Source organism: Rheinheimera pacifica, from assembly GCF_900108485.1.
Lineage (GTDB): Bacteria > Pseudomonadota > Gammaproteobacteria > Enterobacterales > Alteromonadaceae > Alishewanella > Alishewanella pacifica.
In genome coordinates, this window is the sequence record NZ_FNXF01000003.1 from 39,322 (window position 1) to 63,140 (window position 23,819).

A 23,819-nucleotide genomic window follows, 5' to 3' on the forward strand; every position below is an offset into this window, starting at 1 on the left:
ATTCCTGAAAACAACGTTATGACAGTGGATGCTGTGCATCCAGCGCCAGGTTTAATAACAACACATTGACCCGGTGCTGGCCAAACAAGCCCCACTGCGCCAGCTCAGTGTGTTGCTGCACCAGGTGTTCCAACTGCGCTGGCGACATACCGCGCGCTTTAGCAACACGCTGCAGTTGCAACATGGCTGCTGCCGGCGAAATATGCGGGTCGACACCCGAGCCGGAGCTGGCGAGTAAATCTACCGGCAGCTCGGTAGCGGCAATCTGGTAGCGCGCGGTGAGCTCAGCACTGGTTTGCGCAACGCGTTGGCGTAACTCCGGGTTAGACGGCGCTAAATTGCTGCCACCAGTGGCCATAGGATCGTTATCAGCACTGCTGGGCCGGCCATGAAAATAGTGCTCTGCGCTAAAAGGCTGAGCCACCAGCGCCGAGCCAACCAATTTGCCGTTCTGGCTAACCAGGCTACCGTTAGCTTGCTCAGGAAATAAGGCCCCGCTAATACCGGTGACAGTGACACTGTAAATACCGCCACAGATTGCCAGCATCACCAGCGCCAGCCCCAGCGCCGGGCGTAAGATTGCTGCAGTATCAGCAGGGTTTTGGCTAAAGCCGGGTTGAATAATACTCATGGTTAAAATACCCCGTTCAGTAATACATCAATCAGTTTGATGGCAATAAAAGGCAGCACCACACCACCCAGGCCATAGATCAACATGTTGTTACGTAACAACTTTTCTGCGCTAATGGCTTTAATTTTTACGCCTTTCAGTGCCAGCGGAATAAGCGCCGGAATAATTAAGGCGTTAAATACCAGTGCTGACAGCACGGCCATTTTCGGATCCGGCAGTTGCATAATATTCAGCGCAGCAATGCCCGGCATGGCGGTGGCAAACACCGCCGGCACGATAACAAAGTACTTGGCAATATCATTCGCCAGCGAAAAGGTGGTTAAGGCGCCACGGGTAATCAGCATCTGTTTGCCCACTTCCACTACCGCCAGCAACTTAGTCGGATCAGAATCCAGGTCCACCATATTGCCGGCCTCTTTCGCAGCCTGGGTGCCGGAATTCATCGCCAGACCAACATCGGCCTGCGCCAGTGCCGGGGCGTCGTTGGTACCATCACCGACCATGGCCACTAAGCGGCCCTGCGCCTGCTCTTTGCGAATAAGCGCCAGTTTGTCTTCCGGTTTGGCTTCGGCAACAAAATCATCTACCCCGGCGGCCGCGGCAATAGCACCGGCTGTAACAGGGTTGTCACCGGTGACCATTACCGTGCGCACGCCCATGGCACGTAGCTTGGCAAAACGCTCAGCCACACCGGGTTTAATCACATCGGATAACTGGATAACCCCCAGCACGCGGTGGTTGCTTGCCACCACCAACGGTGTAGCACCTTGCTGGGCCACCTTCGTCACTATCGGATCTAAACCAACAGGTACCGACAAGCCCTGGTTTTTTGCCCAGCCTTTTACCGCATCGGCGGCGCCTTTAACAAACTGCTCGCCACTGGCTAAGTGGATAAACGACAAGCGGGTCTGTGCGCTGAACGGGGTAAATTCATCGCCGTCAGCCAGCGCCGGTGAGGCATAATCCAGCTCGTTGGCCAGCCGTACCACAGATTTCCCCTCCGGTGTCGGATCTTGTAATGAGCACCACAGCGCGGCTTTGATAAGCTCTGCCTGCGCAACTCCCGGCAGTGGCAAAAATGCTGTGGCCTGGCGATCACCAAAGGTAATGGTGCCGGTTTTATCCAGCAGCAGGGTGTCAATATCACCGGCTACTTCCACCGCTTTGCCGGATTTGGCAATCACATTGGCCGCCAGCGCACGGTTCATACCGGCAATACCGATGGCAGGCAGTAAACCGGCAATAGTGGTAGGAATTAAACACACCACCAGCGCAATCAGCATCAGCCAGTCCAACTCAATGCCGACAAAGCCTGCCATCGCCGGCAAGGTTGCTACCGCAATTAAAAACACCAGCGTCAGCGCCGACAGCAATACCGTTAGCGCCAACTCGTTCGGGGTTTTCTGCCGGTTAGTACCTTCTACCAGACGGATCATTTTATCCAGAAAGCTGTGGCCTGATTCGGCGGTAACCTGCACGGTAATAGTGCCGCTGAGTACTTTGGTGCCGGCGATAACACCGGAGTGATCGGTGCCGGCTTCGCGCAGCACCGGTGCCGACTCACCGGTTAAGGCCGATTCATTAATGCTGGCCACACCATTCACAATCTCGCCGTCTGCCGGAATAAGCTCACCGGCCTGCACCAGAATATTGTCACCGGCTTTAAGCTCACTGGCAGATATTCTGCGCTCACCTGTGCTGTCGAGTTTTACCGCTGTCAGATCGCGTCGCGTGGCTTTTAAACTGGCAGCCTGGTCACGGCCCCGTGCTTCAGCAATGGCCTCAGCAAAGTTGGCAAACCACAGCGTAAAAAACAAAATCACACTGCTGGCAAGCGCAAAGCCAAAGCTACCGCCACTTACCAGTTGCTGTACTGTAATGACAACAGCAATTAGGGTAGCAACCCACACCACTAACATCACCGGATTTTTAAATGCCAGCCCGGGGTGCAGCTTGGCAAAAGCCTGCTGGCTGGCTTGTGTTAATGCAGAACTAGTATTCATGATATTCACCTGTATACGACTATTGAGTGGCCAGCACAGCAGTGTGCTGTGATAGCTCCAGCGCTTCACCAATAGGGCCAAGCACCATCGACGGTAAGAAAGATAAGAAGTTAACCACCAGGATCACGGTAACCAGCGTGACAGCAAAGGTAGGGTTAAACAGTGGCAGTGTGCCGGCCGTAGTGGGTACCCGACGTTTCTTAGCCAATGAGCCGGCAATCAACAGCGGAATAACCAGCGGCAAATAACGGCCCAGGATTAACACCACTACACAAGTAAGATTCCACCAGACGCTATCATCACCAAGGCCCTCGAAGCCGGAGCCGTTATTGGCAAAGGCCGAAGTGTACTCATAAAACACCTGGGCTATGCCGTGTAAACCGGGGTTAGAGTTACCGGTAAGTGCCGGGAAGGCCACGGTTATGGCAGTAAAGGTTAGGATCACGGCGCTTGGCAGCACCAGTAGCACGCCCAACCAGCTTATTTCGCGCTTTTCCAGCTTACGGCCGAAAAACTCCGGCGTGCGGCCAATCATCAGCCCGGCAATAAATACCGCCAGCCAGACATAGACCAGGAAATTGACAAAACCACAGCCAATACCGCCCCAGATGCCGCCAATGAGCATACCGGACCGGGTAATCAACCCCGCCACAGGGTTTAACGAGTCGTGCATCGCATTCACTGAACCGTTTGAGGTTTGGGTGGTAAAGGTGGCCCACAGCGCGGAAACGTCCGTACCCAATCGCACTTCTTTGCCTTCCATGTTACCGGCCTGCTGTGCCAGACCGGTAAAGGCGGCGTTTGGTTGCTGCTCGCTGTAAACAGCTAACGCAATAAACAGCAGACTTAAAAACCCCATCACCGACAGCGACAACAAGGTTAAACCGCGGCGGCGCACCATACCGCCGGCCATAAATACCACTGCCATTGGCACCAATACCAGGGCAATAGTCTGAATGGCATTGCTTACCGGAGTCGGGTTTTCCTGCGGGTTACTGCTGTTAGGGCCAAACCAGCCACCACCATTGGTACCCAGTTGCTTAATGGCTACCATGGCTGATACAGGGCCCAGCGGTATAGTTTGTTCAGACAGGCTTTGCCCTTGTTCAAGCACCGGCACAGTAGGGCTGGCACTGTAACTGGCGGGTACGCCCTGGCTTGACAACGCCACAGCAACCACAGCGGCCAATGGCAACATTACGCGCAATACAGCACGCACCGTGTCCTGATAATAGTTGCCCAGGTCACGCTCTTCGCCCTCGCCAGCGTCATCGGCATTGCGGCCGCCTAAGATGCCACGCAGCACCGCGACACACACCGCCAGCGCCATCGCCGGTGTCACAAACTGCAGCGTAACAATTAAAAAGCCCTGGCTCAGGTAAGTAAGCTGGGCCTGACCGGAATAATGCTGCTGATTGGTATTGGTTAAAAACGACACTGCGGTGTGCAGCGCTAAATCCCAGCTCAGTCCCTCGATACCGTTAGGATTTAACGGTAAAACATGCTGAAACAACAAAATAAGATAAGCAATAATGCCCAGCACCAGGTTACTGAGTAAAAAAGCGATGCCATAGCTTTTCCAGTTCATACCCTGCGTTGGCTTTACGCCCAACAGTTTAAAGATGCCGTTTTCCAGCGGCAGAAAAACCTTGTCACTCCAGTGTGGTCCGGCGGAAAATACGCCGGTCATATAATGCCCTAACGGCCATGCCAACAGCAGTGCCAGGGTAAAAATCAATATGACTTCCATTGCCAACTCCTCAGAACTTTTCAGGTGCCAACATGGCAACGATTAACACAGCGCTTAATGCGCCAACTAACAACAGTAATAACCAGCCCATTTGCCGTATCCTTAGTGTGAAAAACACGGCGCTAAAGGTAGGTGTAAGCGGCGTAAAATCTCCAGTTGGCTGGGGCTGTTAAGCATAAAGATTTCGTAAAATTTCACCGGCAACGCAATAAAACCGGCCGGCACAGGAGTATGCTTAGCACCCTGACAAAGCCTGAGGAAGTAATTGGTGATGCAAGAGAGAGTGCAGTTGATAAAAGCAATGTTGTTATGTGCCTTGCTGCTGTGCACCCTGACGGGGTGTAACAAAGCGCCGGCTTTACATAAATTTTCCGGTGCGGCCCAGGGCACCACGTACAGCCTGACCTACTGGAGTGATAAAAAAGTTGAGCAGGCACAGTTTGAAGCCGCCATTGCCGGTGAATTACAGCGGTTGGATAAACTGATGTCTAATTACCGTGATGACTCCGTAATTGAGCAATTTAACCATAACCAAAGCACAGCGCCGGTAGAAGTGGGTACAGAAATTGTGCAACTGATCCGCATCGCCAAGCAGATCAGTGCAGCCACAGCAGGCTGCTATGACCCGACCATCAAACCGCTGTTTACGCTATGGGGTTTTCGTGGCGAGCAACTGACTATTCCGGATGCAGCGCAATTAACCGAACTTTCTCCGCAACTGGGGATCAGTAGAGTTGACGTCGTCAATAGCACAACACTGCAAAAGCAGCACCCAAAGCTGAGTATTGATTTATCTTCTATTGCTCAGGGCTACTCGGTACAGCGGTTGACAGAGGTGGCTGAGCAATTTGGCGTTGATAACTATCTGATTGAAATTGGCGGTGAGCTGCAAACCCGCGGCAGCAAACCCGATGGCAGCAACTGGCGGGTGGCGATAGAACGACCGCTGCCGGGCACACAGCAGTTGCAAAAAATAGTGCAGGTAAAACAAACAGCGCCGCTGGCTATCATGACATCCGGCACTTACCGGCATTATTACGACAACGAAGGCAAGCGTTACAGCCATATCATCGATGCGCGCGGCAAAGCGCCGGTAACGCACCAAACGGTGTCGGTAACGCTGATACATAATGATTTAACCGAAGCCGATGCCTGGTCTACGGCGTTATTGTGTTTGGGATCAGAGCAAGGCAGTAAAGTTGCTGAGCAGTTTAATCTGGCCGTACTGTTTATTGACCAGACAAATAACGGGTTAACTGAATTAGACAGCACAGCGTTACAACAGCATGTGGGGATTATGTTAGTTGATGCAAAAATGAAGCAGTAAAAAGCAACAAGCCCTGCAATGCAGGGCTTAGGTTTTAGCAGTGCTGACTACTATAGCGCTATCACAGAATAGCTAACAGCTCTACGTCAAATACCAGTGCACTGAAAGGGGCAATGGCATTGCCGGCACCGCGCTCGCCGTAGGCCAGATCGTGCGGGATATATAAACGTAATTTTGAACCTGGCGACATCAGCTGCAATGCCTCTGTCCAGCCGGCGATAACGCCTGATACGGGGAATTCTGCCGGCTCACCGCGCTGATAAGAAGAGTCAAACACCGTGCCGTCAATTAAGGTACCGTGGTAATGCGTGCGTACCGTTGAATTGCGCGTCGGCTTTTCACCTTCAGCCGCTACCAGTACTTCGTACTGCAGGCCAGAAGCGGTTACGGTAACTTCAGCACGTTTGGCATTTTCAGCCAGGAAAGCTTCACCGGCACCGGCTAATAATTCAGCTTTCTCAGCTTGTTCTGCTTGCATACGCTCGCTGATCACACCAAAAGCGGCACGAATTTGCTCGTCGCTTACCGCTGCTTCCTGTTCGGTATAGGCGGCGATAACACCGGCGGCAACGGCGTCAATATCTAAGCCGTCAAACGGGTTGTCGGCCAGTTGCTGGCCCATTTGTAAACCAATACCATAGCTGGCGTGCTGTTCAAGCGTTGTGTATTTATCTGACATGAGTTCCACTTATGCTAACGAAGCCAATGCTTCGGGTTAAAAAGTGCGCCTATGCTATCGCAAAAACGCGCGAATGTCTTGCCGCCTCACACCGCCAGTTGCTGTATCCGCAGCCAGATAGCATTAACATGCTGCTGGTCTTGCCCGGTTAGCTCACCATTGGCTATCGCCTGTGTCAACGTACTGCTGACCTGAGTTATAACATCGGCGGCGGTAAAAGGTTCAGCAACCACCTGCAAGGTACCAACGGCTAAATCGAAATGGCCACGCAGGTAACCAGAGGCAAATAACTCGTCATCGGTAGCAACCGGCACTAAGGCATCAAACAAATCGGCGGCAGCGTCGATAAACTGCTCTGGTACTGATACTGCTGTCATATTACTTTTCATCCTCGTACCCTAAACGGTACATTACGTAATCGTTGTAACCGGTAACTATATTAATTAAACCGGTAAGCTGCTGATCCAGTTTTGCATCGCCGGTATCGGCCAGTAACGGCCGGCCCTCAAGCTGCTGCAGTTTGGCTTTGCCGGCAATCAGCACAATATTATCGCGGCCAATGGCGCGGATAACGTCGGGCGATAACTGCTGGTTACCACGGCCAAACACATGGCCCTGACCACCAATTAACGTGATCACTAATTTACTCGGATAGCCCTGCACCAGCTCAAGCAGCTGTGCTGCGCTAACATCTTTGGCAATAAGCACGCCGTTTTCTACCACATCGACGCCAAGCAGCGTATTGTCCAGCCCAAGCTCACTCATCACTGCTGCTACAGTAGAGCCTGAGCCCATCACATAGCGCACCTTGTCTTCCATTTGCGAGGCAACATAAGCGGCTAAATCAGCCAGCACCAGCTCTTCAGATTCACGCCCGCCCATTTTCACGCTTTGCACATAACGCAACTGCGCAGGTATGCGCATCTCGCCAAAACGCCGGGCTTTTACTACTCCGTCGCGAAATGCCTGCTCGTCAATATCCATTACCGCCGCTTCACTAAGTGACACCAGCTCTCCGGCGATCAGTTTAGCCATTAGCTTACCGGCGGCCTGGGGCGATATAGCATAAACGCCAGAGTGAATTTTTACCCCGGCCGGAATGCCCAGCACTGTAGTTTGCTCACCCACTGCTGCGCAGATATTGCGCGCTGTGCCATCGCCACCGGCAAACAGCAAAATATCTACCCCCTTTTCGGCCAGCAGCCTGGCGGCGTGCTCAGTGTCTGCAGCTGTTGATGGCGACGTTTGTGGCTGATATACCAGCTGATAATTCAGCCCCAGCGCATCACACACGCTCTGGCCCATCGGGCCTGCCACAGTGAGCACTTCAAACTTGTCACGCAACGGCAGCAATTCGGTTAAAGCGGTATTGGTGCGGTTTATCGCCTGCGGTATGGCGCCCAAAGCCAGGGCTTGTTCGGCCTGGCCGTCTGAACCTTTTAACCCTACGCTGCCACCTAAACCGGCCAGCGGATTAATAATAAGCCCAAGCCGAAACAGATTTGCCATACTGCAATACCCTTTAGCACACCTAAAAAATGGCGGCTATTGTAAAGCCTTGGCGCCAGCTTTGCTACCCGGCAAGGTTAATGCCAGCAGTGTTGCTGACAGTGCCAACAAGGCGGCAATCATAAAGGCTAAACTGGCCCCCTTGCCGTTTTGCCAGATTAAGCCAGAGAAATAAGCGCCAATTGCGCCACCGCCACCGAAAATAACACCGGCATACAACGCCTGGCCGCGGCTGCGTAATTTTTTCGGGAAAAACTGCTGGATAAACTGCATGGCACAGCTGTGGGCGATAGCAAAGCTGCCGGCATGCAGCAGCATGCTAAAACACAGCAGCCAGACGTTATCGGCCACCGTTGCCAGCAAACTCCAGCGCAGCACCGTTAAGCCATAGCACACGCTTAACAGCACACGGTAACTGCGGTTACGCATTAAGTTGCCGGCAAAGTAAAACGCCGCTATTTCGGCGGCCACCGCCAGGCCAATAAACAAGCCGGTTTGGGTGCCGCTGTAACCCAGATCGCGACTGTATAGCGTGAAAAAACCATAAAAAGGGGCAAAGCTCATTTGCAGTAATAAAGCTGCCAGCATAAAACGCAGCAACACGCTGTTTTTTATCAGTTTGCTAAAGCGCACCGGCTCACTGCTAAGCTCAGCATTAACACTCACTTTGGGCAACAAAAATAAGCTGGTGAGCAGCAAGACTAAAAACAGCAAGGCCGATAATGGTAAAAACTCACTGCCATAGCGCTCAAACAGCCAACCGCCGAGCATTACCAGCACAATATAACCCACGCTGCCTGCAGTACGAATACGGCTGTAAGCGCGGGTATCGTCATTAACAAAGGCAAAAGTGGCCACTTCCAGCTGCGGTAAAATAGCGGTCCAGAAAAAACTGAACAGCGCAAACCCCAGTAGCAAAGGCCAGAAACCATAATCGGCAAAGCTGCTAAGCCAACCAATAGCCGCTAACAAGGCGCCAAGGCGCATTACGGTTAACGGCTTACCGCTGCGCTCGGCGATCAGTGCCCATACTGTAGGGCCAACAATACGGCTGGCGGTTACAATGGCCAGCAGCAGGCCGATATCAGCCGAGCTTAAGCCGCGGCCATCGAGAAACAGGCCGAAATACGGCACAAAAATACCCAGCACGCCAAAATAAGTAAAATAGGCCAGCACTAAGGCTGGCCGGGCTGAAATGCTAAACATACGGCGGTTTAATCTCTGCTGTTGCGGGCAATATCAGGTGTGGTTACCTGCACATGCATATTTTGCGCACGGTGGCGCAGGTAGTGGTCCATCAGCACTATCGCCAGCATGGCTTCAGCAATGGGCACAGCGCGAATACCAACACAGGGGTCATGCCGGCCTTTGGTGACAATATCTATCACTTCGCCGCGGGTATTAATGCTTTTGCCGGGAATACTGATACTGGAGGTCGGTTTCAGCGCCATACTAACCAGTAAATCCTGGCCGGAAGAAATACCACCCAGGGTGCCACCGGCATGGTTAGCACTAAAGCCCTGCGGCGTTAATTCATCACGGTGGGTTGAACCGCGCTGCTCTACTACGGCAAAACCGTCGCCAATTTCTACCGCTTTTACTGCGTTAATGCTCATCATGGCGTGGGCAATATCGGCATCGAGCCGGTCAAACACCGGTTCGCCCCAACCTACCGGCATATTGGTTGCCACTACATTTACCCGGGCACCTACCGAGTCGCCGTCTTTTTTCAGCTGGCGCATATACTCATCCAGCGCTTCAAGCTTGGATGGATCGGGGCAAAAAAACGGGTTGTTGTGTACTTCGTCCCAGCTTACCAGATCGGCTTTTACCGGGCCTAACTGGGCTAAATAACCGCGAATTTCAATGCCGCATTGCTCACGCAGGTATTTTTTGGCAATGGCGCCGGCGGCTACCCTGACAGCGGTTTCACGCGCTGACGAGCGGCCACCACCGCGGTAATCGCGGATACCAAATTTATGCCAGTAGGTGTAATCGGCATGGCCGGGGCGAAATTGCTCTTTAATCTCAGAGTAATCCTGCGAGCGCTGATCGGTGTTTTCAATCAGCAGGCCAATGCTGGCACCGGTGGTAGTATTTTCAAATACGCCGGACAGAATTTTTACCGCATCTTCTTCCCGCCGCGCCGTGGTGTAGCGCGACGTGCCGGGTTTACGCCGGTCTAAATCCAGTTGCAAATCGTCGGTGGTTAACGCCATCCCCGGCGGGCAGCCATCCACTATGCCGCCAATGGCCGGGCCATGGCTTTCACCAAAAGTCGTGACTTTAAACAATTGCCCTATGCTGTTACCGGCCATAGCTTTTCCTTAACGTAATGAGTCTTTAAATAAATGCTGGCAGCGTTCAAGTTCGGCTTTGGTAATGGCAAATACCCCTAAACCACCGTGCGAAAATTCCAGCCAGTCAAACGCCACTTCGGGGAAATCCTGCTGCAGTTGCACCATGCTGTTGCCTACTTCACATACCAGCACGCCACCATCCGTTAAATGAGCTGCCGCTTCACGTAAAATACGCCGCGTCAGTGCCAGGCCATCTTCGCCTGACGCTAAACCCAGCTCTGGCTCGTGGCGGTATTCATCCGGTAAATCGGCCATATCGTCGGCATCGACATACGGCGGGTTGGTGACAATTAAGTCATACTGCGCGCCAGCCAGAGCGCTGTAGCCATCCGATAATATCGGGAATACTCTGTGTTCCAGGCCGTGGCTTTCAATGTTTAGCTGTGCCACTTCTAAGGCGTCTTCGCTGATATCCACTGCATCAACTTCGGCCTCTGCAAAAGCATAGGCACAGGCAATAGCAATACAACCCGAGCCGGTGCATAAATCCAGAATATGGTTTGGTGTTTTACCACCAAGCTGGCGGATAAACTTAGCGCCGATTAATTCAGCAATTGGCGAGCGCGGCACCAGCACACGTTCATCAACATAAAACGGTAAACCGGCAAAATAAGCCTGATGCGTTAAATAAGCTGCTGGCAGGCGCTGTTCTATGCGTTGTTTTAACAGGCTGATAAAACTCTGGCGTTCTACGCGGGTAAGGCGCACCGAAAACAGCTTTTCATCTGTCATTGGCGGCAAAAACAACACATGCGTTAGCAGTGCAGCGGCTTCATCCCAGGGGTTATCGGTGCCGTGGCCCAGATAAACCTGCGCCTGGTTCATTTTGCTGACAGCAAAACGCAACCAGTCGTGCACGGTAACAAGTTCAGCGAGGGCGTCGCTGATTAGCTCAGGGGTAAACAGAATTTCGCCAGTATCGGACATGATGAATTTAAGCTCTTTTTGTAATAACCGGTCAGTTTGAGTAGACTTGCGCGATGCAAAAGAAAGCCATTGTAACACCAACCGGTATCAGTGCCGAGGACAGCCAGCTGTTTCGCGAGTCGATAACAGGCGCGCAGCCTATTGCGCAGGACAAGATACCGCCAGTTGCCGCCCCCCGCAAGAAAAAAAGACGTACAGACGTCTTAAGCAAACAGCTTGATGAAAATTTATTCTGGTTCTCAGATGAGTTTGAAGGTTATGTTGCCGACGGTGCCAACCTGAGCTGGATACAAAGCGGCGATGATCCGCATTTAACCGGACGTTTGCGCCGCGGTGAATTTCAGCCCCAGGTGGTGCTGGACTTACACGGCATGACCACCCAACAGGCAAAAACAGAACTGGCCGGCCTTTTGGCGTATTGTGAAAAACAGCAATTTAACTGTGCCTGCGTAGTACATGGCAAAGGTTTGGGAATTTTAGCGAAGAAAGTGCCTAACTGGCTGATCCAGCACCCTAACGTACGTGCCTTTCATACCGCACCGAAAAGCTGGGGCAAACATGGCGCACTGATAGTGTTACTGAAAATAGCCAGCTAAACTCAGAAACTCAGCAGCGCCAGTTCCTGTGGTGCTAACCGCTCTAACAAACGCCCACGCTGCCCGGGCTGGTAATCAATACACGCCAGCTGCGCCGGGCTGAATATTGGCGCCTGATCCGGCACAGTAAAAGCTTCCACCAAAAAACTGACTAATGGCATATGCGATACCAGCAACACCCGCGCATCCGGTTTTTCGCTGATACGGGCATCAAAATAGGCTTTGAATAACGCGGCATCACCATCAGGTACCAGTTGCGGCACAATCTCAAGTTGGCTAAACGGTGCCTGCTTGGCTAACATTAGCTCTGCAGTTTGACGGGTTCGTTGATAGGGGCTTGCCCAAACCCAGTCAAAGGCGGCATAGTGGTGCTGTAACCATAATGCCATCTGGCTAACCTCATGCTGGCCTCTGGCATTTAGCTGTCGCTGGCTATCTTCAGAGGATAGCGGTTCTGCTTCACCATGACGCATGATAACGAGATTTACCATTGCTTAAGTACCATACTGCTGTTTGAGTCCTGTTAAATCCCGGGCAGATAACAATACGCCGGGTAAAAATTGTGCGCTATGATAATGAAAGTTGTCGTCCAGAGTAACTGCTAATAACGCATAACATCTAAGCTGTTTATTACTTATCGCTATGATAAAGCCGTTCAGAGCCACACCAGTACCGCAAAAAAAAGGATAACCCTTGAAAAATAGTCAGATATTGCAAAGCCCTAACGACAGTAGCAGCTATGAATACCTGCAACTAAGCAATGGCTTAACAGTATTACTGGTACATCAGGCTGACAGTGAAAAAAGTGCCGCCGCGCTTACGGTAAATGTTGGCCACTTTGATGATCCAGTGCCGCGCGAAGGTTTGGCGCACTTTTTAGAGCATATGTTGTTTCTTGGCTCTGCACGCTACCCTGTGGCAGGCGACTACCAGCAGTTTATCAGCCATCACGGTGGTAGCCATAACGCCTGGACCGGCACCGAGCACAGCAGTTTTTTCTTTGATATTGATACCGCATTTTTTGCCGAAGGGCTGGACCGTTTCGCCGATATGTTCTGCCAGCCGCTGTTTAGCAATGAATATGTCGAAAAAGAACGCCATGCTATTGAGGCTGAATTCTCGCTGAAGTTAAAAGACGATGGCCGGCGGATTTACCAGGTGCATAAAGAAACCATTAACCCGGCGCATCCGTTTGCTAAATTTTCTGTCGGCAACCTTACTACCCTGGCCGACACCGCTGAGGGCAGCCTGCAACAGGCTTTACAGGATTTTTTTACCGCACAATACAGCGCCAGCCGTATGACACTGGCGTTGGTATCACCGCTAACTTTAGCTGCGCAAAAACAGCTGGTGTTACAGCATTTCAGTGCACTACCCGCCCATTTGCTGGCCAAAACCGCCCTGACGGAGCCGCTGTATCTACCCGAGCATCAGGCGATACAACTGAATATTCAGCCGCATCGTGACACACAAAAGCTAGTGGTCAGTTTTGCCATGCCGGATATTCAGCATTGGTATAAATATAAAATTATCAGCTTTATTGCCCATTTACTGGGTGACGAAGGCCAGGGTTCATTACTCAGTTACCTCAAGCAGTTAGGGCTGGTAAATCAGCTAAGTGCAGGCGGCGGCATAGATGGCAGTAACTACAAAGATTTTACCATCGCCTTTGAACTTACCGATGCCGGCCTTAACGGCCGTGACACTATTTTGCAGGCGCTGTTCAGTGCATTGGCACAGCTGAAATGCCAGCCTCTACCCAGCGGCTTATTTGCCGAGCGGCAAAAATTGCTGCACTGGAGTTATTTGTATCAGGAACCCTCTACGGCACAGCAAACGGCCAATCATTTATCGGTCAGTATGCAGCACTACCCGAAAGAAGATGTCATCTTCGGTGATTACCGGATGGAACTGCCAGACAATACGTTATACCAGCAGGTTTTAGGCTATTTTAGCAGCGACAATATGCGGCTGATGTTTATAGCACCGGGGGTTACCACCACTCATGAGGCGCGCTGGTATCAAACGCCCTACAGTGTAGAGCCACTGAGCCCGGCATTGTTACGCCAGTTGGACAACTGCCAGCCTGACAGCGCCATTACCCTGCCTGCGGCCAACCCATATTTAACCGGCGATATCAGCCTGCTGGAAAAAAATGCCCATATGGCACTGCCCAAAGCGATATACCAGCAGCAGGCACTTAGCGTCTGGTATAAAGCCGATACTGATTTTCACACTCCCAAAGGGCATATTTTTGTTCAGCTTAGCCTGCCACACAGTATAGAGAACTGTGCGCAAATGGCCGCTACCCGGCTTTGGGTTGAGTTGTTTCTGGATAACATAAACCAGCAGTTTTACGCCGCCACTACCATAGGCCTGGTATATCATCTGCACGTGCAGCGTCAGGGCATCAGCATTCACACCAGTGGTCTGGCCACCAACCAAATTCTGCTGTTACAAGAGTTGTTAAAACAAATGCCGGCACAGCAATTTGACGAAACCCGCTTTGCCGAGCTAAAACGCCAGTTGGGCCGGCACTGGCGCAACAGCAGCAAAAACAAACCGGTTTCGCGCTTATTCAGCCAGTTATCGGCTATTTTACAGCCACTAAACCCTGAAATTGAACAACTGGCAGATGCGTTAGATGCACTGAGTTTCAGCGACTTTTTGCAGTTTGACCGCGATCTGCTGCAACAGGTGCATGTTGAAAGTTTATTGCTGGGTAACTGGTCTGCCAGCCAGGCCACACAATTAACCGACGTGCTGCACGGCTGGCAAAGGCAATTGCCCAGCACCGGCGTGCGGCTAAACAACCCGGCTTTCGCTTTGCAAGGCCAGGGCCCGGTGTGGCTGCAACTGGATGTCGAGCATAACGACCATGCTCTGGTAATTTATTTACCGGCCCAGCAGGCTACGCCTGAACAAATGGCGCTGTTTATGCTGGCAAACCATACGTTATCACCTGAGTATTTCCATCAACTGCGCACAGAACAACAATTGGGTTATCTGGTCGGTACCGGTTATGTGCCTATCAATACCTTACCTGGTATTGCTTTTTATGTGCAATCGCCCAACACCCACTGCGAACAATTGTACGAAGCGACTATTATGTTTTTCCGCGCTTTTCTGGCCGACACTGAAACCATGTCAGCAGAGGATTTTGCCGAAATAAAACAAGGCTTACTGGCCCAACTACATGAGCGTGACAACAGCCTTGGAGCAAGAGCCAAACGTTACTGGCTGGCGCTGGGCCAGCAAGATCACAGTTTTGCGTTAAACGATCAGATTGCCAGTGCACTAAGTGAGCTGAGCCTTAGCGACTTTATTGCGTTTTTGCAGCAACTGTTACTGCCCGATTATGACGCTATATTTTTGGCGACGGATGGCAAGCCAACGCACAGCCATTTGCAGTTCAGTACAGCGGCGGATCTGAAACAGCGGCTGAAACAACAATAAATTGCTTTTGACAGTGCTGGTAAAGTTATATAACGTAAGCATTCATATTGCTGACTAGCCACCATAAGTGTTAGTAAAACTAAAAAAAATTATAAATATCAGCGCATTGTTCATTAGCTTCTTGCCCTTTGGCTTGCATGCAGCAGGCTGGACTAGCTTACAACCCTATGTGCTAAGCACCGTTCTGCTGTGCTCTTTTGGCGCCTTAATTCTGGCGCATGTCAGCATTTTAAAAATGCGCCGCTACCAGGCAAAACTCGAAAGCAGTGAAGAACGGCTGCGGCTATCGCTGTGGGGCAGCGGCGATGAACTTTGGGACTGGAATATCAGCAATGGCGAGCTGTACCGCTCCACTTCCTGGTTGCATCCGGTTGAACTGCAACCCAACAGCAGCGATGTGCCACCGAATAAGCAACAAATTCATCCGCAGGATATTGACCGCGTTTGCCAGCAATTACAGCTGCATCTGGAAGGTAAAACCAGCCACTTTGAAGCCACCTACCGGCTTAAAACTGCAGATCAGCAATGGACCTGGGTACTGGACCGCGGTAAAGCCGTTGAGTTTGGCAAAGATGGCAAGCCCAGCCGCATGACCGGCACACTGAAAAACATTCACCAGTTAAAACAAACTGAAGAGCAACTGCAACTATTTGCCCGCTGCCTGCAAACTATTTCTGATGCGGTAGTAATTTGTGATACCGATTTTAACATTATTGAGGTCAACCCGGCCTTTAGTAAAATTACCGGCAAGTCCCGCGAACTGATGCTAAACCGCCGCTTTGAACTGACAATGTATCCCAGCCGTTTTATGCATGATATCCGCCATACACTGCACCAGCATGGCAGTTGGAGTGGTGAAATCCGCGAGCAACGCCTTAACGCAGAAGTGTACCAGGCCGAACTGACGTTCGATTTAATTAAAGATGAGCTGGGTTTGGTCAGCCAATATGTTGCCGTGTTTTCTGATATTACCGAACGAAAACTACGTGAAGCAGAGTTAAGCCGGCTGGCCAGCAGTGACACCCTGACCGGCCTGCCAAACCGGGCGGTATTCTTGCAGAGGTTGGCGCAGCTGGTAAGCGAAAAAACCGAGCATGCGTTGTTGGTATTTGATTTAGATAATTTTAAAAAAATTAACGACTCCCTCGGCCATGAACTTGGCGACAACCTGTTGTGTAAACTGGCGGATCGCTTAAGTAATTATAAGCGCTACCAGAATTGTCTGTACCGGCTGGGCGGCGATGAGTTTGCCATGCTGCTGGATCACACTAACGATCTGCATTTTATTACCTCATTGGCAAAAGAGCTGCTGGCGCTGATCAACCAGCCGATATTGGTCAATCAGCACGAGCTGGCCATCACCAGTAGTATTGGCATAGTGTTATTTCCGGATGATGGCAGCGATCCGCAGGCACTGCTGCGTAACGCCGATACGGCGATGTACCATGCTAAAAGCCAGGGCGCCAATCGCTACCTGTTTTTTAATGACTCGATGAACAAACTGGCGGTAAAGCGGCTGCAGGTAGAAAACCTTATTCGCCATGGCCTGAAAGAAAGCTATTTTAGCGTTTATTATCAGCCCAAAATGGATATTGCCACTGGCCGCCTAACCGGTATGGAAGCGCTGGTGCGTTTTATTACCCCAAAGGGCGGCTTAATCAGCCCGGCCAGTTTTATTCCGGTAGCGGAAGAAACCGGCCAGATTATAGAAATTGGTGAAGTGGTTTTGCGCCAGGCCTGCAAGGATGTAAAACGCTGGATCGATCAGGATTTATTTCAGGGCCGGGTTGCGGTTAACTTATCTTCACGCCAGTTTAGCCTGCCATTTTTGTGTGAACAGATAGACGACATTCTGCAGGAAACTGAACTGCCCTCTTATCACCTGGAACTGGAAATTACTGAAGGCACGGTAATGCAGTCACCGCCGCAGGCGATTGACACCATGAAAAAGCTACGCGCCCGCGGTATTCATCTGGCAATGGATGACTTTGGCACCGGCTATTCGTCACTGGCGTACTTAAAGCAATTTCCGCTCAATACGCTGAAGATAGACAAAGCCTTTGTCGACGACATGAACACCGCACGCGGCCGTAACATGGTAGACACCATAGTGACCATTGCGCATAACCTTAGCCTGACGGTAGTAGCTGAGGGCGTTGAACAAGCAGAACAGCTTGAGATGCTGCGTAAACTGCGCTGCGAAGTGATCCAGGGCTACTACTACAGTAAACCGTTGTCTGCTGATGACTTTGCTGACTTTTTACGCCAGCACAAAATACAGCACAATAAACCGGTTGCTGTACCAGTGCTTAGCTAAACTTATGCCCAAACCAAAGCTACAAAAAAGCCCCGGTAACGGGGCTTTAAGTTAGTCTGAGTCGGTCTCGACATAAGAAAAATCGTCACTGCCATCGGCAATACGCTTTTTACCGAACACAGTATGAAACTTACGCTTTTCTGCCAGACGCTGTTTGTATTTCAGCCAGGTTTTTTCAAACGCTGTGGTGGCAGGTTCTTCACCTTTACACACCAATATAAAGCGTTTTTCCTCGTCATTCACTGGCGCACGGTTCCCCTGCTCCAGCTCCTGCATTGCCACCCCATGTTTCTCCAGCATGTTACCTTCTGCCAGAGTAAAGCGCCCGGACCGCGTAAATCCTCTTGGGAAATTACGGTCATCGAAAAAGCGACGGTTAGCGACAAAACTTTGCTGCATCACTTTTTTCCTCTAATCTCGTTGAATATCAAGCCAGCCTGTTTAAACTGTGCGGAGTATGGTTAACAAAATTCCTGTCGTAAAACAAATATTTTTTATCGACACCATAAAAAAACTAAAGGATTCAATTTGGATACCGAACTGCTTAAAACCTTTATAGAAGTTCAGCGTACAAGGCATTTTGGTAAAGCCGCCGAAAATCTCTACCTGACCCAGTCTGCCGTTAGCTTCCGCATCCGTCAGTTGGAACAGCAACTTGGCGTTAACCTATTCAGCCGCTACCGTAATAATATTCAGCTTACCGCCGCCGGAGAGCGCCTGTTACCGCATGCTGAGGCCATGCTAACGGCATTGCAACGAGCCCGCCAAGACGTTACGGTAAGCGCTGAGCAGGCCTTACAACTGTCTATCGCGGCTACTGCTAATGTGTGGGATGCGTTTTTATTGCAAGGCTTTATCAACATCCAAAGAGCGCTGCCGGGTTTATCCTGGCGGGCCGAATCAATGGGCAAAGATCAGATTGCCCGGCAGATACTGGAGCGCCATCTCGATCTGGCTATTTTGTTTGATGCGCCCAAAGTAGACGAAATGCAAATAGATAAGCTCGGAGATATAAAGCTATTGCCGGTCACCACTTTTGCCAGCAACAACGCCGCAGAGGCCATGCAGCAGCAATATATTCTGGTAGATTGGGGTACCGCCTTTGATATTCAGCATGCGCGTTTCTTCCCTGATTTGCCGCCACCACAGTTACGTACCGGCAGTGCCCGTATTGCACTGGAACTGATGCAGCAAAGCGGAGGTTCGGCCTATTTACCCGATACCATGGTAAAAAAACTGCTGGCAGATACCAGCTTACGCCTGATTGAAGATGCGCCGGTAATGACGCGGGAGTTGTTTGCCGTATCCTTGCCCAAAGCCGCCCAACGCAGCCAGATCAGCGATATTATTGCGCAGTTGCGTACCTTACTACACAGTACCGCTAAATAGGCGCAATAAAGATTCAGGGCCGGAATAACACCGTATTGCGACCACGCGCTTTATTAAGCAGCAGGCGCTTGTGGCTGTTAAACAGGGGTAACAGCAGCGGGCCGGTAAATAAGGCCGCCAGCGCCCATTTAAACGCCTTCATGCCACTACGTAGCGCAGCAATATAAATACCAGCGGCGCTAAGCAGCCACACTACAGGTAATACTAACACCTCAACCCCCTTAAAATGACAACAGGCCGGTTATTATACCGGCCTGTTGCTATTGCTGCTGTTAAGCTTTAGTTATAAAAACGCTGTTGCTGCTCGGCCATCGTTACCAATAACGGGGCTGGTGCAAAACGGCTGCCAAACCGGCTTTCCAGATTACGCAGCTGTGCCACCAGGTTAGCGGCGCCTAACTGATCGATATAACGGAATGGCCCACCCAAAAACGGCGGAAAGCCAATACCGAAGATGGCGCCGATATCACCGTCCCGCGCGCTGGCGATAATACCTTCATCCAGACAACGCACAGCCTCGTTCAGCATTTGTACTACGCAGCGGTTGCTGATTTCATCGCTGTTAAGCCTCGCGGCTGGCGTAACGCCCAGTACGCTATACACACTTTCATCCACCCGCTTTTTACCTTTTTTGCCATTTTTGCCGTACAGGTAAAAGCCTTTTTCGGTTTTCTTACCTTTGCGGCCATCGGCCAGCAGCTTGTCAAAGGCGGCAGGTGCAGCAAAACGCTCGCCCAGCTCAGTGGTTAAAATAGGCGAAATTTTGGCACCAACATCAATGCCCACTTCGTCGAGCAGGGTTACCGGACCAACCGGAAAACCAAATTTCACTAAGGCTTTATCTATTTTCTCTACCGGCTCACCTTCAAGCAGGATATTGGCCGCTTCGTTCATATACAGCGCCAGAATACGGTTAACGTAAAAACCTGCGCCATCTTTTACCACTATTGGTGTTTTGCCTTGTTTGCGGGCAAACGCCACTGTAGTGGCGATGGTTTGCGCCGATGTAGTCTCGTGCGCTATCACTTCAACCAACGGCATTTTATCTACCGGTGAAAAATAGTGCAGGCCGATCACATTTTCTGGCCGGGCCGCTTTGGCCGCAATCTGACCTATTGGCAATGAGCTGGTATTGCTGGCAAAAATGGTGTGTTCACTGCAATGTTGTTCAATATCGGCCACCATTTGCTGTTTTAAGGCTAAATCTTCAAATACCGCTTCTACCACGATATCGGCATCATGAAAACCGCTGTAGTCTGTAGTACCGGTGATTAACAGCAGTTGCTTTTGCATTTCAGCTTTGCTGATAAAACGACGTTTGAATTTTTTCTCCAGCAACGAGTAACTGTATTTCAGCGCATTGCTGATCCCCTGCTCGTTAATGTCTTTAATGCGCACCGGTATACCGGCTTTGGTGGCAGTAACATTGGCAATACCCCCGCCCATTAAGCCACCACCGAGCACGGCAGCTTTACGCACTTTATTGGGCTTAGTATCACCGGCGCCGCTTTCTTTTTTCATCTGGGTGGTAGCAAAAAACAAGCTACGCAGTGCAGCCGATTCTTTGGTCATACACAGCTCACCAAAAGCTTTGGCCTCTGCGGCTAACCCGGCCTGCATACCACTATCAACACCGGTTTTTATTACATCAAGGATTTTCAGCGGTGCCGGATAATTACCCTGGGTTTTCTGCAATGTTTGCTTGCGTGCCTGGCTAAATAAGATATTGCGGCCAAAGGGGGTACGCTCCAGTACTTTGCCAACCAGGTTTAATTTTGGCTGCTCGCGTTCTAGCTTACCTTTAAGCGCGCGCTTCACGGCAGCGTCTAACAGAATACTGTTTGCCACCACTTCATCCACCAGCCCGGCTTTTTTTGCCTGCGCTGCACGCAGTTGCTTGCCGGTTAATATCATATCCAGTGCTTTTTGCAGGCCAACTAAACGCGGCAGGCGCTGCGTACCACCGCTGCCGGGTAATAACCCCAACTGCACTTCCGGCAGGCCCAGCACGGTTTTATTATCATTACTGGCAACTCTGGCATGGCACGCCATTGCCAGCTCTAAACCACCACCCAGGCAAGGGCCGTGAATAGCCGCCACTAACGGAATAGGCAACTGCTCAAGCTGATCAAACATTTGCTGGCCCATGCGGCCGATGGCTTGTGCTTCTTCGGCAGTTTTACAGCCGTCCAGCATCGAAATATCCGCCCCGGCAATAAAGGAGTCGGGCTTGCCACTGATAAATACCAGGCCTTTTAATTGACTGTTGGCCTTAATGTCAGCCAGCAAGCTGCTGATCTCGTCTGCAAATTCCGCTTTTAATACATTCATCGACTCACCGGCGATATCCATCGTAATAACGCCAATCTGATCATCGCGAATTTGCAGGCTAAAACTATTGGTTGTTGTCATTATTCTGTCTCCACTATCATCGCCGCGCCTAAACCACCGGCTGCGCACGCCGTGGTTAAGCCAATACCGCCACCACGGCGTTTTAATTCATTCAGAGTTTGCACGATTAAGCGGGTACCGGTTGCCGCAAATGGATGGCCATAAGCCAGTGAGCCGCCCTGAACATTAAATTTAGTCATATCAATGTCACCGATAGCAGTTGAACGCCCCAGCTTTTCTTCAGCAAATTTTTTGCTGGCAAACATTTTCACATTAGCCAGCGTTTGCGCTGCGAAGGCTTCATGCATTTCAATCAGGGTTAAATCATTTAAAGACATGCCTGCACGGTCCAGTGCAATCGGTGTGGCATAAGATGGCCCCATCAGCATGTCGTCATATACATCTATCGCTGCAAAAGCATAACTGCGGATATAACCGAGCGGCGTATACCCCAGCGCTTTGGCGCGGCTTTCTGTCATCATTAATACCACAGATGCACCGTCGGTCAGCGGCGTGCTGGTGGCTGCGGTCACGGTGCCATGCACCCGGTCAAATACCGGTTTTAATTTGCTGTAGGACTCCAGCTTAGAATCCTGACGGATATTGTTATCAATATCTAAAAAGCGCGAATAGGGCTCCACATGTGCAGTCATTACTTCATCTTTCATCACACCGCTTTGCCAGGCCTGGGTCGCTAAACTGTGCGAGCGGTGTGCCAGCGCATCCTGATCGGCCCGGCTGATATTATGGGTTTTTGCCATTTGCTCGGCGGTATCGCCCATCGATAAACCAGTGCTGTACTCGGCTACAGCCGGCGGCACCGGTAGTAAATCTTTTAAGCCCAGACGGCGGAAAATAGCCAGCTTCTGGCCGAAGGTACGTGCTTTGTTTAAATCGACCAGCGCCCGGGCCAGCTTTTTGCTAACCCCAATCGGCAGCACTGAGCTGGAATCGGCCCCGCCCGCTAAACCAATTTGGGTAATACCGGCCATCATCGATTCAGCCACACTGACCACAGACTGGAAACTGGTGGCACAGGCCCGCGTAACACTAAATGCATCGGTATGCACATTCATGCCGGTACCCAGTACAATTTCGCGGGCAATATTGGGAGCTTCAGGCATTTGTACTACCTGACCATACACCACCTGCTCAATTAATTTTACATCCAGCTCGCTTCTGATCAGTAGCTCGTTTACCACCAGTTTGCCCAAATCCAGTGCAGAAACACCATGAAATTCAGTCGCCTGTTTGGCAAACGGTGTACGCAGGCCGCTGACGATGGCGATTCGGTCGCCCTGGCGGGTGGTAAGTTTAATTGGCGAGCTCATAATGTTCCTCTTGTTATCAATATTACAGGTCTGACCTGTATTGTTGCGATCGATTGTAACGACAGTCGCTGAAAATTAAAACACTTGTTTTAATGCAAACGGAACCATATTTAGGTTATAACGTCTTAGCCTAGCCCGTTTTTTCGGCCAATGGCGATAAAACAACCAATAAATCCAATTAATTAAGACAGATAACATTATGGTAAATGCGTTTTGTGGCTTAAAAGCCTATCTGGACAGCCAGGTACTGGGTCAATCTGAACTTACTGAGGGAATATTGCTGGCGTTGCTGGCTAATGGTCATTTACTGGTAGAAGGCCCACCGGGCCTGGCCAAAACCCGCGCCGTTAATGCGCTGGCGCATGGCGTTGAAGGCCAGTTTCACCGCATTCAGTTTACACCGGATTTATTACCGGCCGATTTAACCGGCACCGACATTTACCGCCCAGAAACCGGCCAGTTTGAATTTCAAAGCGGCCCGCTGTTTCATCATATTATTCTGGCTGACGAAATAAACCGTGCCCCGGCCAAGGTGCAATCTGCACTGCTTGAAGCTATGGCTGAAAAACAGGTTACCGTTGGCCGCAAAACTTACCCGTTGCCAGAGCTGTTTCTGGTTATGGCGACACAAAACCCACTGGAGCAGGAAGGCACCTACCCCCTGCCTGAAGCCCAGCTCGACCGCTTTTTGCTGCACTTAAAAGTCGATTACCCGGATGCCGCTACTGAACTGGCGATACTGAAATTAACTCGCGGCGAAGCACTATCTGGCACACAGGCGGCGGTGTCGCCGATTAGTCAGGCCGATATCTTTGCTGCGCGTAAAGCCATTTTGCAACTGCATATGGCTGAAAGCCTGGAACATTATATAGTGCAGCTGATAATGGCAACGCGTAATGCTAAAGCATACAGCGATAAACTGGCCAGTTGGATTGGCTATGGCGCCAGCCCGCGTGCCACTATTGCCGTAGAGCGCTGTGCCCGGGCCAAAGCCTGGCTGGCGGGCCGTGATTTTGTCACACCCGATGATATTCAGGCAGTATTTCACAACGCCCTGCGCCACCGTTTAATTCTGACCTATGCAGCAGAAGCGGAAGGCATCACTACTGATGATGTACTGAGCGAAATTCTGCGTCTGGTACCATCTGCCTGA

Annotated in this window: 20 protein-coding genes; 6 read left to right on the top strand and 14 right to left on the bottom strand. The window is 51.0% G+C overall.

Going from position 1 to position 23,819, the window contains the following annotated elements; all coding sequences use genetic code 11:
- Positions 1-16: 16 nt before the first annotated feature.
- From kdpC to kdpA, 3 genes are read right to left on the bottom strand one after another with little or no spacing between them, the layout of a single operon-like run.
- Entirely contained in the window at positions 17-631 is a 615-nt protein-coding gene (kdpC, locus tag BLW68_RS04695) for a potassium-transporting ATPase subunit KdpC (protein WP_092790769.1), read from the bottom strand.
- 2 nt (positions 632-633) lie between these two features.
- A complete protein-coding gene (kdpB, locus tag BLW68_RS04700) occupies positions 634-2,634 on the bottom strand; it encodes a potassium-transporting ATPase subunit KdpB (RefSeq protein ID WP_092790771.1) in 2,001 nt (666 codons plus the stop codon).
- Between the two features lie 19 nt (positions 2,635-2,653).
- On the bottom strand, positions 2,654-4,384 hold the full coding sequence (kdpA, locus tag BLW68_RS04705) for a potassium-transporting ATPase subunit KdpA (protein ID WP_092790773.1): 1,731 nt from the start codon (positions 4,382-4,384) through the stop codon (positions 2,654-2,656).
- 271 nt (positions 4,385-4,655) lie between these two features.
- On the opposite strand from kdpA, the gene BLW68_RS04710 reads away from it, so the two are divergent.
- Positions 4,656-5,711, top strand: a complete 1,056-nt coding sequence (locus BLW68_RS04710; protein ID WP_245728286.1) for an FAD:protein FMN transferase — start codon at positions 4,656-4,658, stop codon at positions 5,709-5,711.
- A gap of 61 nt (positions 5,712-5,772) precedes the next feature.
- Here BLW68_RS04710 and bamJ read toward each other — a convergent pair whose 3' ends face one another.
- From bamJ to prmB, 6 genes are all read right to left on the bottom strand, one after another.
- Positions 5,773-6,390, bottom strand: a complete 618-nt coding sequence (gene bamJ / locus BLW68_RS04715; protein WP_092790775.1) for a BamJ family beta-barrel-assembly machinery protein — start codon at positions 6,388-6,390, stop codon at positions 5,773-5,775.
- Between the two features lie 86 nt (positions 6,391-6,476).
- Positions 6,477-6,767, bottom strand: a complete 291-nt coding sequence (locus BLW68_RS04720; protein WP_092790777.1) for a YfcL family protein — start codon at positions 6,765-6,767, stop codon at positions 6,477-6,479.
- Position 6,768: 1 nt separating this feature from the next.
- Positions 6,769-7,899 carry an ATP-NAD kinase family protein gene (locus BLW68_RS04725; protein WP_092790779.1) on the bottom strand — a complete coding sequence of 377 codons (1,131 nt, stop codon included), beginning with the start codon at positions 7,897-7,899 and terminating at the stop codon, positions 6,769-6,771.
- A gap of 36 nt (positions 7,900-7,935) precedes the next feature.
- Positions 7,936-9,105 carry an MFS transporter gene (locus BLW68_RS04730; RefSeq protein WP_092790781.1) on the bottom strand — a complete coding sequence of 390 codons (1,170 nt, stop codon included), beginning with the start codon at positions 9,103-9,105 and terminating at the stop codon, positions 7,936-7,938.
- Between the two features lie 8 nt (positions 9,106-9,113).
- Entirely contained in the window at positions 9,114-10,217 is a 1,104-nt protein-coding gene (gene aroC, locus BLW68_RS04735; protein WP_092790783.1) for a chorismate synthase, read from the bottom strand.
- Positions 10,218-10,226: 9 nt separating this feature from the next.
- The gene (gene prmB / locus BLW68_RS04740) at positions 10,227-11,186 is read right to left on the bottom strand and encodes a 50S ribosomal protein L3 N(5)-glutamine methyltransferase (protein ID WP_092790785.1); all 960 of its coding nucleotides are present in this window, start codon (positions 11,184-11,186) and stop codon (positions 10,227-10,229) included.
- A gap of 53 nt (positions 11,187-11,239) precedes the next feature.
- Between prmB and smrB the strand changes: the two genes are divergently transcribed.
- On the top strand, positions 11,240-11,782 hold the full coding sequence (smrB, locus tag BLW68_RS04745; protein WP_092790787.1) for an endonuclease SmrB: 543 nt from the start codon (positions 11,240-11,242) through the stop codon (positions 11,780-11,782).
- A 2-nt stretch (positions 11,783-11,784) separates the two neighbouring features.
- Here smrB and sixA read toward each other — a convergent pair whose 3' ends face one another.
- Positions 11,785-12,273: a phosphohistidine phosphatase SixA gene (sixA, locus tag BLW68_RS04750; RefSeq protein ID WP_092790789.1), complete on the bottom strand. Its 489-nt coding sequence runs from the start codon at positions 12,271-12,273 to the stop codon at positions 11,785-11,787.
- Between the two features lie 202 nt (positions 12,274-12,475).
- Here sixA and BLW68_RS04755 point away from each other — a divergent pair, with 202 nt between their 5' ends.
- Entirely contained in the window at positions 12,476-15,238 is a 2,763-nt protein-coding gene (locus tag BLW68_RS04755; RefSeq protein ID WP_092790791.1) for an insulinase family protein, read from the top strand.
- Between the two features lie 169 nt (positions 15,239-15,407).
- Positions 15,408-17,555, top strand: a complete 2,148-nt coding sequence (locus BLW68_RS04760; RefSeq protein ID WP_245728267.1) for a putative bifunctional diguanylate cyclase/phosphodiesterase — start codon at positions 15,408-15,410, stop codon at positions 17,553-17,555.
- A 51-nt stretch (positions 17,556-17,606) separates the two neighbouring features.
- Here the strand turns inward: BLW68_RS04760 and BLW68_RS04765 are convergent, their stop codons facing one another.
- A complete protein-coding gene (locus BLW68_RS04765; protein WP_068235379.1) occupies positions 17,607-17,954 on the bottom strand; it encodes a MaoP family protein in 348 nt (115 codons plus the stop codon).
- 129 nt (positions 17,955-18,083) lie between these two features.
- On the opposite strand from BLW68_RS04765, the gene hdfR reads away from it, so the two are divergent.
- Positions 18,084-18,944, top strand: coding sequence for an HTH-type transcriptional regulator HdfR (gene hdfR / locus BLW68_RS04770; protein WP_092790798.1), 861 nt, complete (start codon positions 18,084-18,086; stop codon positions 18,942-18,944).
- 13 nt (positions 18,945-18,957) lie between these two features.
- Here the strand turns inward: hdfR and BLW68_RS04775 are convergent, their stop codons facing one another.
- The 3 genes from BLW68_RS04775 to fadI form a co-directional block, all read right to left on the bottom strand.
- Positions 18,958-19,155, bottom strand: coding sequence for a hypothetical protein (locus BLW68_RS04775; protein WP_092790802.1), 198 nt, complete (start codon positions 19,153-19,155; stop codon positions 18,958-18,960).
- A gap of 68 nt (positions 19,156-19,223) precedes the next feature.
- Positions 19,224-21,356, bottom strand: coding sequence for a fatty acid oxidation complex subunit alpha FadJ (fadJ, locus tag BLW68_RS04780; protein ID WP_092790805.1), 2,133 nt, complete (start codon positions 21,354-21,356; stop codon positions 19,224-19,226).
- Positions 21,356-22,666 (bottom strand): acetyl-CoA C-acyltransferase FadI, encoded by a 1,311-nt coding sequence (fadI, locus tag BLW68_RS04785; RefSeq protein ID WP_068235366.1) that lies wholly within the window; start codon positions 22,664-22,666, stop codon positions 21,356-21,358. Before fadI ends, fadJ begins: the two co-directional genes overlap by 1 nt.
- Before the next feature lie 199 nt (positions 22,667-22,865).
- Here fadI and BLW68_RS04790 point away from each other — a divergent pair, with 199 nt between their 5' ends.
- Positions 22,866-23,819 carry an AAA family ATPase gene (locus BLW68_RS04790; RefSeq protein ID WP_092790808.1) on the top strand — a complete coding sequence of 318 codons (954 nt, stop codon included), beginning with the start codon at positions 22,866-22,868 and terminating at the stop codon, positions 23,817-23,819.